The following is a 12,952-nucleotide window of genomic DNA, read 5'->3' as shown; positions in this document are numbered from 1 at the left end:
GTTTCAGGTCGGTCGGTGATCCGGTGTCGTCACCCCTTGACGCTGCCGGTGAGGCCGCCGATCAGTTGACGTTCGGCCACGGCGTAGAAGCCCAGCGCGGGAAGCATGGACAGCACGACGTAGGCGAGCACCCGGGCGGTGTCGTCGGCGTACTGCCCCTGGAACGCCTGGACCCCGACGGGCAGGGTCCACCAGCTCTGATCGCTGAAGACGACCAGCGGGAGCATGAAGTTGTTCCAGCTGGTGACGACGGCCAGGACCGAGACGGTGGCCAACGCGGGGCGGGCCATCGGCAGCAGGACCCGCCAGAAGAACCCGAAGGAGCTACAGCCGTCGAGGACGGCGGCCTCCTCCACCTCGGCGGGGATGGTCCGGAAGAACTGACGCAGGATGATGATGGTGATCGGCAGCCCGAAGGCGGCCTGGGGAAGGATGACGCCGAGCGGGTTGTCCAGCAGGCCGATGGAGCGCAGCAGGACGAACAGCGGCAGGATCGCCACCGCGAACGGGAACATCAGGCCGATCGCGAACAGGGTCACCAGGAACTCGCGGCCCCGGAAGGCGTACCGGGCGAAGACGAACGCGGCCATCGCCGCCGCGGCGACCACGATGAACGTGCTGCTGATGGCGATGAGCAGGCTGTTGCCGAGCTGCCGCCAGAACACGCCGGAGGCGAACAGATCGGTGTAGTTCGACGGCACCCAGGGGTCGGGCAGGCCCAGCGGGTTGGTCGACAGCTGGCCGTTGTCCTTGAAACCACCGATCACACCGAACCAGACCGGCACGACGATGAGCGCGCCGACGCCGATGCAGACGAGGTGCAGCACGATGCTGCGGGTCCGCTGGGCGCCACTGGTCTTGGCGGTCATCGCTGGCCTCCCTGGTTGGTGATCGCGCCCGCGGTGTCCCGACGCAGGACGACGCGCTGGTAGAACAGGGCGAAGACGAGGCTCAGCAGGAACATGATCATGCTGATCGCGCTGGCGTAGCCGACCTCGAACCGACGGAAACCGAACTGGTACATGGTGACGGCCATGGTCTCCGAGGAGTGGATCGGACCGCCGCCGGTGAGCACCCAGACCATGTCGAACAATTGGATGGTGCCGATGACCGACAGGAAGATGCTGATCCGGATCGTCGGCCCGAGCAGCGGCAGAGTGACGTGGCGGAAGGCCTGCCACGCGGTGGCGCCGTCGGTGACCGCGGCCTCGGACAGCTCCTTCGGGATGCCCTGCCGGGCCGCCAGGAAGAGCATCATGTAGAGGCCGAAGTACTTCCAGGACACCACCAGGAAGACGGCGTACAGCACGGTGGACGGGTCGGCGAAGACCGCGCCCGCCTCCGCGCCGAGGAACTTCGAGACCGACTCGCCCAGACCCCGGTTGGGCGAGAACACCAGGGTGAACAGGACCGCCGTGGTGACCTCGGAGAGCACGTACGGCGCGAAGAAGATCAGCCGGTAGGCGGCTCGGCCGCGCAGCGGCTGGTTGAGCAGCATCGCCAGGGCCAGCGCGGCGGGCAGCTGCACGGTCAGCGACAGCAGCACCAGCACGAGGCCGCGCCACAGGTCGCCGCGGAAGGTCGGGTCACCGAAGGCGCGGGTGTAGTTGTCCAGCCCGATGAAGTTCTCCGGCAGCCCGAAGCCGTTCCACTTGTAGAGACTGGCGTAGGCGGCCACCAGGATGGGCGTGATGACCAGCAGCAGGAACAGGGTCAGGGCGGGCGTCAGGAAGACGGCAAGGACGCCACCCCGCCCCGGCCGGGGCTGGCGGCCGCGCCGTCGCGCGGTGCCCGGCCCCGGTGCCGGCGGATCTGTCGCCGTGTCGCCGCGTCCTGGGTACGACACGGTCGATGGCCTGGTCATGCCTGCTCCACTCGGTTTCTATCGCCGGCTACGGATGGGTACGGGGTCACGATCAGACGGTCTTCGCCACCTGCGTGATGTCCTTGAGGATCGCGGCGGGCGCCTTCTTGCCCGCGATGATCTCGGCGACGCTGTCGTTGATCTGCTGCCCGAGCGCGGGCGCGTACGCCTGGTCGAGGTAGAGCTGGAAGCCGGTGTTCTTGGCCAGCGTCTCCGCGACGACCTTGTTGTTCGGGTCGCTGATGGCGTCGGTGGCGTCCTTGACCGTGGGCAGAACCGCGCCGGTCTTCGCGGACCGGCGCTGGTTGTCGACGCTGAGCAGGAACTTCAGGAAGTCGATGGTGGCGGGCGGGGCGTCCTTGCCGACGGCGAAGCCGTTGCCGCCGCCGAACACCTCGGTGGCGGTGCCCTTGCCGCCATCGACGGCGGGGAACGGGAAGAAGCCGAGCTTGTCGCCGATGCCCTTCTTGCTGGTCGAGCTGGATGCCTGTACCGCCGGCGCCCACTGACCCATCAGCTCCATGGCCGCGCCGCCGTTGCCCATGGTGGCGGCCTGCCCGTCCGGGGAGCCGTACTCGGCGCCGAGGAAGCCCTTCTGGAAGGGTTGCAGGTCGACGAGCTCCTTGAGCCGCTCACCCGCGGCGGTCAGGTCGGGGGTGTCGAAGTTCTTGTCGTCGACGGCCTTCTGCAGCGCGCCGACGCCGCCGATGCGCATCGCCAGGTACGACCAGTAGAAGTGGGCTGGCCACTTGTCCTTGCCGGCGATGGCGACCGGGGTGATGCCGGCGGTCTTGAGCTTGCGGACCGCGTCGAGCAGGGCGGTCCAGGTGGTGGGGGGCTCGGTGATGCCGGCGCGGGTGAAGAGGTCCTTGTTGTACCAGAACCCGACCATGCCGATGTCGAACGGGATGCCGTAGATCTTCCCGTCGATCGTGTACGGCCCCATGGCGGCCGGCAGGATGCCGCTGACCAGGTCCTTCACGTCGTCGGTGAGGTCCTTGACCAGACCCGCGTCGACCTGCTGCTTGAGCACGCCGCCGCCCCACGACTGGAAGAGGTCCGGCGGGTCGCCGGCCTGCGTGGCGGTGGTGAGCTTGGCCTTGAACGCCTCGTTCTCCAGCGGCTGGATGGTGAACGTGACGTTGCTGTGCGCGGTCTTGTACTCGTTGGCCATCGCGGCCCAGACCGGCAGCATCGGCTCGGTGTTCTGGATGTGCCACCAGTTGATCGTCTGCGCCGCGTTCGGGTCGCTGGACTTGTCGTCGCCGCTACAGGCGCTGAGCAGGTAGGCGCCGGCGCCGGCGCCGGCGATGCCGAGCAGCGATCGGCGGGAAAGGTGCGCTGTCATGATCCATCCCTTCGGGGACTCACGGTGTGCTCGGACGCCGGCCGAGCCGGCAAGGGTTCGAACCTGGATCTCCGGAACTTTCATTGCTTCGTCGGTATTACCGATCGATGGCCGGGACGCTACGAGCAGTTCCCCCAGCGGTCAAGACCCCTGTCCTATCGCGATAAGACCGGCTACCGTACGAGGGGCTTCCAGTGATCTGGTCCCGCAAGTTTCCGGAAGTTTCACAGCCGCACCGCACAGAGGAGCCCCCGTGTCGACCGACACCGCTGACGTGGCGACCGCTGCCTGGTCGATCCGCAACCCCGTCCTCGCCGGGTTCCACCCGGATCCGTCGATCCTGCGCGTCGGCGATGACTTCTACCTGGCCACCTCGACCTTCGAGTGGTATCCCGGGGTACGCGTGCACCACTCGCGCGACCTCGTGAACTGGCGCCCACTGGGTGGGATCATCACCGACCGCCGCCTGCTGGATCTGCGCGGCTGCGGCGACTCCAACGGGGTGTGGGCGCCCGACCTGACGTACCACGACGGGCAGTTCCACCTCGTCTACAGTGACGTGGCCAGCTTCGCCAGCGGTTACTGGGATCCGCAGAACTTCCTGATCACCGCGCCCGACATCGCCGGGCCCTGGTCCGACCCGGTGAAGCTGCACGGGCGTGGCTTCGACGCGGCCCTGTTCCACGACGACGACGGCACCAGTTGGCTGCTGAGCATGAGCGCGGACTGGCGTCCGGGCCGGGACCGCTTCGGCGGCATCGAGATCCAGCAGTACGACCGGGCGGCGCGGCGCCTCGTCGGCCGACCCCGCATCCTGTTCACCGGCACACCGGTCGGGGTGACCGAGGGGCCGCACCTGTACCGCCACGACGGCTGGTACTGGCTGATCACCGCCGAGGGCGGCACGAGCTGGGAGCACCAGGTCACCGTGGCGCGCTCGCGGGAGTTGTTCGGCCCGTACGAGGTGGACCCGGACGGGCCACTGCTCACCTCGGTGGGCCGCCCCGACCTGCGCCTGCAGAAGGCCGGGCACGGCAGTCTGGTCCAGACCCCCGACGGTGGGTGGTACCTGGCCCACCTGGTCGGTCGCCCCTACTCACCCCTGGGCAACTGTGTGCTCGGGCGGGAGACCGCGATCCAGCGGGTCGAGTGGCCGGACGGTGGCTGGCCCCGCATCCCCGGAGGGGTCCCGGCCGAGGAGGTCGTCGCTCCGGACCTGTCTCCGCACCCGTGGCCCGAGGAGCCCGCCACCGACGGCTTCGACGCCGCCGAGCTGGAATCCTGCTGGTCGACGCTGCGCCGGCCGGCCACCCCGGACTGGGTCGACCTGCGCTCCCGTCCCTCGCACCTGCGCGTGCACGGTGGACAGTCGCCGGTGGGTCGCCAGGCGCCGAGCCTGGTCGCGCGACGGGTCGGGGCGACGCACTGCTCGCTGGAGACGGTCGTCGAGTTCGACCCGATCGACCACCGGCAGCTCGCCGGGATCACCGCGTACTACAACACCCTGAACTGGCACCACCTCTACCTGACCCGTGCCGACGACGGCCGTACGGTGTTGGAGCTGCTCAGCTCCGACAACGGCCGGCGCACCCCGTACCCGGAGCTGACCGTCGACGCCAGTGGTGTCACCCGGGTCGGTCTGCGGGCGGTGTTCGACGGGCCGGTGGTCCGCTTCGACTACGACCTCGGGGCCGGGTGGCAGCGTCTGCCCGTCGACCTGGACGCGACCATCCTGTCCGACGAGCACGCCGCGTTGATCATCGACGGGGAGCCGGCGGCGTGGGGCTTCACCGGCGCCTTCGTCGGGTTGTGGGTGCAGGATCTCGGCGGTGACGGGGTGTACGCCGACTTCGACCACGCCACCTACCGGGAGCACTGACCTGGCGAGGCGCCTCACGGCCGTTGGGCGACCGCGCGCAACTCGCCGAGGGTGGTGCGCAAGCCGTTGCCCGACGCCGTCGCGTCCTCGGTGCGCAGGCCGGTGACGGCCATGGCCGGCGAGCGGGTGGCCGCGACGGCGTCGTCGCCGGACCCGGTGACGTCGAAGATGCCGAAGTCGCCGCTGAGCGTCCGGTACGTCGGCGTCGCGGTCCCCGCGTCCTGGGACAGGTAGAGGACCACGTGCTGACCCACGTCGAGGGTCGACATGTGGGCCATGTCGGCCACCCCGGCGTCGAGGCTGGCGAGCGTGATCGACGCTCCGGGGCGTACCCCGGAATCGGTCCTGGCCCGCAGCACCTCGTCCACCCGGAAGCCGGCGGACGTGACCTGGCCGCGTACCACCAGGTCGGCGGCCTCGGTGAGCTGCTGCACCGTGCCGTACCCGCGCAGCTTTCCGCGGGCCGGCGCGGGCGGCGCGCTCGTGGTCGGCGCGACCACGCCGCCGGTGGTGGGCGCGGCGGCCGGCTCGGCGCCGTCGGCGCTGCCGCAGGCCGACAGCGCCGCGACGGCGAGCACGGCGGTCGCGGCGGCCCACCAGGGCAGGGTACGGCGGAGATCGACTGCCATGGAACGCTCCTCGCGGTCGGTGGCGCTGCTGACGAACCCGGGTCGGTGCGCTCGCAGGCACCTTCGGGGCCCGCGCGCGGGCTGACGATAGCGACCGACGCGCACGGCCGCGCAACGGCCGGATGAACAAATGATCTTCGTCTCCGACGTGTCGCATCGCGGTCTCACGGCCTGGCCGGACCGGTCACGCCGGATCGCTTGCCAGGCCGTCCAGGCGACGCAGCGCCCGCCGGGCGGTGTCCTGGTCGGCGGGCAGCAGCGGCAGTCGGACCGCCGGGGTCGGGATGCGTCCCCGCGCGTGCAGCACCGCCTTGATGACGGTCGGGTTGGGTCCGGCGAACAGCGCGGCCGACAGGCCCGCGAGTCGATGACCGAGCGACCGCCCACGGACGACGTCGCCCGCCTGCCAGTGGGTGACCAACCGGACGAACTCGGCCGCCGCGACCTGGGCCGAGGCCGCGATGGCACCGTGCGCGCCGAGGGCCAGCAGCGGCGAGAGGAGCGGATCTTCACCACCGAGTACGGCGAAGCCGGGCGGAAGGTCGGCGAGGAGGTCGATCGCGTCCGCGTCGATCCCACCCGTGGCGTACTTGACGCCGACGACGCCCGGCACCTCGGCGAGCCGGCGGAGATCGTCGGCGTCGAGTTGCTGCCCGGTCCGGTACGGGACGTGGTAGACGACCAGCGGCACCGGGCTTTCCTCGGCGAGGTGGGCGAAGTGGGCGAGCACTCCGGCAGCGCCCGGCCGCAGGAACGGGGGTACCAGGCTCAGGGCCGCCGTCACCTCGGGCCGCTCCCTGAGGGCGCGTACCGCCGCGACGCTGTTGGCGCCGACGAGCAGGCGCGCGCCGCGTTCCCGGCACACCGCGGCCAGGACGTCGAGGACCACGCTCTGCTCCTCGTCGCTGAGGGCGGCCGGCTCGCCCGTCGTGCCCAACGCGACCACGCCGGCCGCGCCGGCGTCGAGCGCGTCGAAGGCCAGGGCGGTCAGCGCGTCGACGGCGACGGCTCCGGACCTGTCGAACGGGGTGATCAGGGGCACGTACAGGCCGGTCAGGGTCATGCCTTCACTCTCGACGGACCAAACCGGGTAGGTCCAGTTCCGATTACTCACGCAATACCTAAGCTGAGCTGATGCTTGACGTCCGTCGCCTCGTTCTGCTGCGGGACCTGGCCCGTCTCGGCACCATCGCCTCGGTCGCGCGGGCACACGCCTACACGCCGTCCGCCGTGTCGCAGCAACTGGCCGCTCTGCAACGGGAGGCCGGCACCCGGCTGCTGGAGCGCACCGGCCGCCGGGTCACCCTCACGCCGACGGCGACCGCGCTCGTACGGCACAGCGAGGTCATCCTGGCCGCGCTGGAAGCCGCCGACGCGACCCTCGCGGCCGCCCGAACGGGACTGCGCGGGAGCGTACGCATCGGCGCCTTTCCCAGCGCCGTCCGCACCCTGCTCCCGGCGGCGCTGGTCACCCTGGCCCGCGACCATCCGGCGCTCGACCTGATGATCACCGAGTTGGACCCGGTCGACGTGCCGGCCGCCCTGCGGGGCCGGCAGCTCGACGTCGCGCTGCTGCACGACTACGACATCGCGCCGGTCGCGCCCGATCCGGCGCTGGACTCCATCGCGCTGCTGGAGGAGACCGTCTACCTCGCCGTACCCCCTGGGGTCGTGCCGGACGGCGGCGGCGCCGGTCCGGTCGGCGAGGCGCGCGACGCGCAGTGGATCGTCGGCACGCCCGGGACGCTCTGCCACTCGGTCGCGCTGCACGTCTGTCAGCTGGCGGGCTTCGCCCCGGCGGTACGGCACCACGTCGACGACTTCACCGCCATGCTCGCCCTGGTCGCGGCGGGTGAGGGGGTCGGGCTCGTGCCACAGCTCGCCATCACGCGGCCCTCCGCGCAGGTTCGCCTCCTCCCGCTGGCCCTGCGCCGTCGCACGAGAGTCGCCTACCGCAGGGGTGCGGGTGAGCACCCCGCGGTGCTGGCGTGCGTTTCGGCGCTACACAGAGCCACCACCGCCCTGCCCAGTGGAGTTCCGATTGACAGTTGATCGACGTACTGCTATCTGTTAATACAGTTTCCTGATATTCGGGGTGCCCCGGCGCCCTCCCCCACGCCGGGCACCCGACCGGTCGGCGGCCTGCCGCCCCTTTCCCCCGAGGAACACCATGGTGCGTAAGAGAACAGCCGCCTACGCCGTGGGCACCCTGCTGATCGGCGTCGCGGCGGTCGGCTACGGCCTGCCGTCGGCCAGCGCCGCGACCGCCGGCCCGATCACCGGCCTGGCCGGCAAGTGCGTCGACGTGGCCGGCGCGAACTCGGCCAACGGCACAGCGGTGCAGCTCTACGACTGCAACGGCAGCGCGGCCCAGACCTGGACGGTGGGCAACAGCGACAGCTCGATCCGCGCGCTCGGCAAGTGCCTCGACGTCACCGCCGCGTCGACCACCAACGGCGCCAAGATCCAGCTGTACGACTGCAACAACACCGGCGCCCAGAAGTGGACCGCCGGCAGCGGTGGCGCCCTCGTCAACACCGCCTCCGGCAAGTGCCTCGACGTGACCGACCGGAGCACCGCGAACGGCGCCCGGCTACAGATCTGGACCTGCGGCGGCACCACCAACCAGCAGTGGACCCTGCCCGGCGGCGGCACCCCCACCCCCACGCCGACCGCCAGCGGCTCCACCGGCACCAACCTGGACGACCCGGCGAAGAAGGACGTCGCCATGCAGCTCGTCTCGGCGGCGGAGAACTCCTCGCTCGACTGGCGCGCCCAGTTCTCCTACATCGAGGACATCGGCGACGGTCGCGGCTACACCGCCGGCATCATCGGCTTCTGCTCCGGCACCGGCGACATGCTCGAACTCGTCCAGGCGTACACGAACACCAAGCCCGGCAACGTGCTCGCCGGCTACCTGCCGGCGCTGCGCGCCGTCAACGGCACCGCGTCGCACTCGGGCCTCGACCCGAACTTCACCCGCGACTGGCGCACCGCCGCCAACGACTCCGTGTTCCGGGCCGCGCAGGAGGCCGAGCGGGACCGGGTCTACTTCAACCCGTCGGTCCGCGACGGCAAGAACGACGGGGTACGCGCACTCGGCCAGTTCGCCTACTACGACGCGGCGGTCATGCACGGGTACGAGGGCATGCGTCAGATCCGCAGCCGCGCCCTCACCCGCGCGAAGCCCCCGGCGCAGGGCGGCGACGAGCGGACCTGGCTCAACGCGTTCCTTGACGAGCGGGTCATCGAGATGAAGAAGGAGGAGGCCCACTCGGACACCTCCCGCGTGGACACCGCCCAGCGGGTGTTCCTCAACAACGGCAACTTCAACCTGAACACGCCGTTGACCTTCGCCGTCTACGGCCAGCAGTTCCGCATCAACTGACCCGCCGGCGGCGCATCGCGCGGTGACGACATCGATCGCGCCGCCACCCCTGCCTCGAAGGGGCACGGGTGGCGGCGCGATCATCGTCCGGGCCGCCGGCCCCATGCAGCGCTACGGTGCCACGGTGGTGGTCAACACGGTGGAGAAGTTCGGCGCGGACGATCTCCTCGAACGTGCGTGGGATCTGCCGACAGCGGTCAGCGAATCGCTTCGTCCGCTCGTTCAGATGACGCCTGAGGGCTGGGTCGTGGACGCGTGGCCCATGACGGCGCAGCTTGCTGCGATCGTGCAACCGTGGGTGGACGAACCCGTCGATGTGGAGTCAGGCTGCTGGTTCGTCAGCTCCGCGCGGCATTGACGCGATGCCGGCAGCACGCCGCCAGCGGCCACTTGACGCTCCTGCGAGCCGTCCGTCGCCGGCTGCCGAGGATCGGCACCGTCCGGACATCCAATCGATCATGATTACTGAAACTGTCGTACACCTGTTCTAATGTCAGGTCATGGTCGAGGAGCTGACGCAGGCAGACGCGGCGGTCGCCGCCTGCCTCGACGCGTCCGCCTGGAGCCTCGCCGAGCACGAACTCGTCGCCGCGCTCGACGCCGCGCACCGCCTCGCGCAACGGCTCGCCGCGCTCCAACTGACCCTCGTTCGCGAGCTGGACGGTCGGGGCATCGCCCGCGCCCACGGCGCGTCCGGCACCGCCGTCTGGCTCCGCGAACGCCTACGCCTCACGATTCCGGCGGCCCGACGGCTCGTCGACCTCGCCGCCGCCCTCGACAACGGCCACAACGGCGGAGTCCGGCAGGCGTTGGCCGACGGGAACATCACCGCCGAGCAGGCCCGCGTCATCACCGACACCGTCACCACGGTGCACGACAGCGCCGGCTCGACAGCCGCCGACAAGGCCGTCGGCGTCCTCATCGAATGGGCCGGGCAGTTCGACCCGACCCTGCTGCGCAGGTTGAGCACGCGCATCCTCGACCACGTCGCCCCCGACGTCGCCGAGGCCGCCGCGAAGGCCGCGCTGGAGGCCGACGCCCGCCGCGCCGACCGCGATCGGCACCTGACCGTTTCCGAGCAGACCGACGGTCGGCTGAGACTCGCCGGCACCCTCGACGTCGAGACCGCCGGACTGCTCCGCGCCGCCATCGACCCGCTCAGCGGTCCCAGCGGCCCAGACGACACCCGTACGCCGGGCCAACGCCGCCACGACGCCCTCGCGGACGTCTGCCGACTCGCCCTCCGCACGGGCGACCTACCTGCGAACGGCGGTGAGCCCGCCCAGATCGTCGTCACCACCGGCTACGACGCCCTGAGTCAGCAGCTCGGCGCCGGCACGCTCGACACCGGGCTCTCCCTGACCCCGCAGACGGTACGTCGGCTCGCCTGCGACGCCGCCATCCTCCCCGCCGTTCTGGGCGGCAATGGCCAACCACTCGATGTCGGCCGGCAACGCCGCCTCATCACCGGTCCCCTGCGGCGCGCCCTCGTGCTTCGCGACCGTGGCTGCGCCTTCCCCGGCTGCGACCGGCCACCGCGCTGGTGCGACGCCCACCACGTCCGTCACTGGGCCGATGGCGGCGACACCTGTCTCACCAACGCCGTCCTGCTCTGCGGCCACCACCATCGCCACGTACACAAGGGAGAATGGACGGTCCGGCTCGGCAGCGACGGCCGACCGATGTTCGTTCCGCCAGCCTGGCTGGACCCCGACCAGCTACCCCGCCGCAACCGCTACCACCGACGCAACTAGACCCGTGTCTGATGATGATCGCTTTGCTGGTTGGCGGAGCGCCAGAGCAGCGTTCCACGACGTCGCCTGCTGGTCCGCCCGTGCGTCGAAGGCGAGCGGGCTGCCCCGCGCGGGAGCCCTGGCGGAGCCGGTTGGCCTGCTGGTCCCGCCGCGCGGCCGTCGACGGCCAGGTGGACCTTGGTCGTCGACAGGCGAAATGGGCGCCGTCTCAGAGCCCCGAAGATCATTTGTCAGATGCGGCCGAGGCCGACAGCGACATCCCCGGGGCCCTCTCAGCGGTGGCCAGGAACGGGGGGCGTGGGCTGGCCGAGGACCGCTTGCGACTCGTCGACGAGTCCGGTCAGGCGCGCGACCTCGGTGTCGGTCAATTGTTCGGCAACTTCGGAGGCTGCGATGTTGGACCGCAGGTGGTCGGTGCTGCTCGTGCCGGGGATGACGACGATGGAGGGCGAACGGCGCAGCAGCCAGGCCAGTGCGATCTGGGCCGGTGTGGCACCCAGGCGCTCTGCCGGGCCGGTCAGCTCCTGGTGGCCGCTGAGCCGTCCGGCGGCCAGCGGGAAGTAGGGGATGAAGAGGATGCCCTGGGTCTCGCAGTCGGCGAGGACCTGGACGCCGCTGCGGTCAAGCAGGTTGAAGCGGTTCTGCACCGCCGCGATGGGGGTCATCTGCTGGGCGCGGGCCAGCATCTGCGGGGACGCGCCGGACAGGCCGATGCGGCGGATCAGCCCCTGGTCTCGCAGCTGGACGAGTGCGCCGAGCGACTCCTCCAGCGGTACGTCCTGGTGCGCGCCGGGGGTGTCGCCGACGAGTCGGAGGTAGGTCAGCTCGCTCGCGTCCGTTCCCAGGTCGGCAAGGGACTCGTGAACCTGCCGCCGGACCGTCTCCGGGCGACCGTCGACGACCCAGGACTTGTCCGGGCCGCGCTCTGCGCCGACCTTGTTGCCCACGATCACGCCCTCGGGGATCGGTCCCAGCGCCTGCCCGATCAGCTGGTTCACCGTTCGTGGCCCGTAGGCGTTCGCGGTGTCGAAGAAGGTCACGCCCAGCTCGACAGCCAGGCGCAACAGCCGCCGTGCCGCCTCCGGGTCGTCCGGGAACCCCCAGACATTAGGGCCCGCAAGCTGCATGGCGCCGTATCCCACACGATTCATCGACCTCTCCCGCCGTATCACTGATACGGTATCTCCCGTATCGCTGACCGAACCAGTGATACGCCTTATGCCGTAGCATTGCAACCGTGGATGACGCGAAGACCCGCAGTCGCCGGCAGATCCTGGAAGTCGCAGCCGAGCTTCTGGAACGCGAGGGCGCCCAGGCGCTCTCCACCCGCGCCGTCGCAGCGGCGGCAGGCATCCGTGCCGCCTCCTTGTACCAGCTCTTCGGCGACAAGGACGGGCTCCTTTCGGCGCTGGCCATCCACGGCTTCGACCTGTACCTGGCGCAGAAGCACACCTTGTCGTCGAGCGGCAACCCGGTCGACGACATGCGCCGCGGATGGGACATGCATGTCGACTTCGGCCTGAAACACCCCGCCTTCTACCTGCTGATGTACGGCACCGACCGCCCCGGCCGGCGCCCACCTGCCGCGCGGGAGGCTCAGGAACTCCTCATGACGTTCCTCGGCCGCGCCGCCTCCGACGGCCGCCTACGGGTGTCGCCCGTCCTGGCCGCCCACCTCACGCTGGCAGCGGTAACCGGCACCACGCTCTCCCTGATCGGCATCCCCGAGGGCGAACGCGACCCGGAGGTCTCACCGCGCATGCGGGAAGCACTCATCGAAGCCCTGACCACCGACACGAGCCCAGCCCCGGACTCCACCCTCGCCGCTCGCGCCCTCGCGCTCGATGCCACCCTCGGCGGGGCGGATCCAGCCATCGTCCCGCTCCGCCCCGTCGAGACCGCACTCCTGCGGGACTGGCTCCAGCATCTCGCCCACTAGGGGCTGTTTCATAAGGGCGGTCGAGCCGAGGCGGAGTCCGGGCGGCGATCCGGCAAGGCGCGGTGGCGTCCGGATACCGGTGTTGTATCCGGACGCCCCCCCCACGCCCCCGGGGGTCGTCCGGGCCCCCCGCCGGCCCGGCCGCAGATAA

General features: G+C 70.7%; 12 protein-coding genes. 6 read left to right on the top strand and 6 right to left on the bottom strand.

Going from position 1 to position 12,952, the window contains the following annotated elements:
- Positions 1-29: 29 nt before the first annotated feature.
- Genes AB0B55_RS01200 through AB0B55_RS01190 form a run of 3 tightly spaced genes read right to left on the bottom strand, consistent with a single transcriptional unit; the run spans position 30 to position 3,212 of the window.
- Complete coding sequence (locus AB0B55_RS01200) at positions 30-869, bottom strand: carbohydrate ABC transporter permease (RefSeq protein WP_357133006.1); 840 nt, start codon at positions 867-869, stop codon at positions 30-32.
- Entirely contained in the window at positions 866-1,864 is a 999-nt protein-coding gene (locus AB0B55_RS01195) for a sugar ABC transporter permease (RefSeq protein ID WP_357133004.1), read from the bottom strand. The genes AB0B55_RS01200 and AB0B55_RS01195 overlap by 4 nt, the downstream gene beginning before the upstream one ends.
- A gap of 52 nt (positions 1,865-1,916) precedes the next feature.
- A complete protein-coding gene (locus AB0B55_RS01190) occupies positions 1,917-3,212 on the bottom strand; it encodes an extracellular solute-binding protein (RefSeq protein ID WP_357133002.1) in 1,296 nt (431 codons plus the stop codon).
- Positions 3,213-3,465: 253 nt separating this feature from the next.
- Here AB0B55_RS01190 and AB0B55_RS01185 point away from each other — a divergent pair, with 253 nt between their 5' ends.
- The gene (locus AB0B55_RS01185) at positions 3,466-5,091 is read left to right on the top strand and encodes a glycoside hydrolase family 43 protein (RefSeq protein ID WP_357133000.1); all 1,626 of its coding nucleotides are present in this window, start codon (positions 3,466-3,468) and stop codon (positions 5,089-5,091) included.
- Between the two features lie 14 nt (positions 5,092-5,105).
- On the opposite strand, the gene AB0B55_RS01180 is transcribed toward AB0B55_RS01185, so the two are convergent.
- Positions 5,106-5,720 (bottom strand): hypothetical protein, encoded by a 615-nt coding sequence (locus AB0B55_RS01180; RefSeq protein WP_357169291.1) that lies wholly within the window; start codon positions 5,718-5,720, stop codon positions 5,106-5,108.
- 184 nt (positions 5,721-5,904) lie between these two features.
- A complete protein-coding gene (locus AB0B55_RS01175) occupies positions 5,905-6,783 on the bottom strand; it encodes a dihydrodipicolinate synthase family protein (RefSeq protein WP_357169288.1) in 879 nt (292 codons plus the stop codon).
- A 71-nt stretch (positions 6,784-6,854) separates the two neighbouring features.
- On the opposite strand from AB0B55_RS01175, the gene AB0B55_RS01170 reads away from it, so the two are divergent.
- From AB0B55_RS01170 to AB0B55_RS01155, 4 genes are all read left to right on the top strand, one after another.
- A complete protein-coding gene (locus AB0B55_RS01170; RefSeq protein ID WP_357132994.1) occupies positions 6,855-7,772 on the top strand; it encodes a LysR family transcriptional regulator in 918 nt (305 codons plus the stop codon).
- 118 nt (positions 7,773-7,890) lie between these two features.
- Entirely contained in the window at positions 7,891-9,108 is a 1,218-nt protein-coding gene (locus AB0B55_RS01165) for a chitosanase (protein WP_357132992.1), read from the top strand.
- A 22-nt stretch (positions 9,109-9,130) separates the two neighbouring features.
- Complete coding sequence (locus tag AB0B55_RS01160; protein ID WP_357169285.1) at positions 9,131-9,466, top strand: hypothetical protein; 336 nt, start codon at positions 9,131-9,133, stop codon at positions 9,464-9,466.
- A gap of 142 nt (positions 9,467-9,608) precedes the next feature.
- Positions 9,609-10,862 carry a DUF222 domain-containing protein gene (locus AB0B55_RS01155; RefSeq protein ID WP_357132990.1) on the top strand — a complete coding sequence of 418 codons (1,254 nt, stop codon included), beginning with the start codon at positions 9,609-9,611 and terminating at the stop codon, positions 10,860-10,862.
- Between the two features lie 272 nt (positions 10,863-11,134).
- On the opposite strand, the gene AB0B55_RS01150 is transcribed toward AB0B55_RS01155, so the two are convergent.
- Positions 11,135-12,013 carry an aldo/keto reductase gene (locus tag AB0B55_RS01150; protein WP_357132988.1) on the bottom strand — a complete coding sequence of 293 codons (879 nt, stop codon included), beginning with the start codon at positions 12,011-12,013 and terminating at the stop codon, positions 11,135-11,137.
- 86 nt (positions 12,014-12,099) lie between these two features.
- Between AB0B55_RS01150 and AB0B55_RS01145 the strand changes: the two genes are divergently transcribed.
- Complete coding sequence (locus tag AB0B55_RS01145; RefSeq protein ID WP_357132986.1) at positions 12,100-12,801, top strand: TetR/AcrR family transcriptional regulator; 702 nt, start codon at positions 12,100-12,102, stop codon at positions 12,799-12,801.
- The last annotated feature ends 151 nt before the right edge of the window (positions 12,802-12,952 follow it).

The organism is Micromonospora sp. NPDC049107 (assembly GCF_040648595.1).
Lineage (GTDB): Bacteria > Actinomycetota > Actinomycetes > Mycobacteriales > Micromonosporaceae > Micromonospora.
Note: the sequence above shows the minus strand (reverse complement) of the source record. Positions and strands in the feature narration are given on the sequence as shown.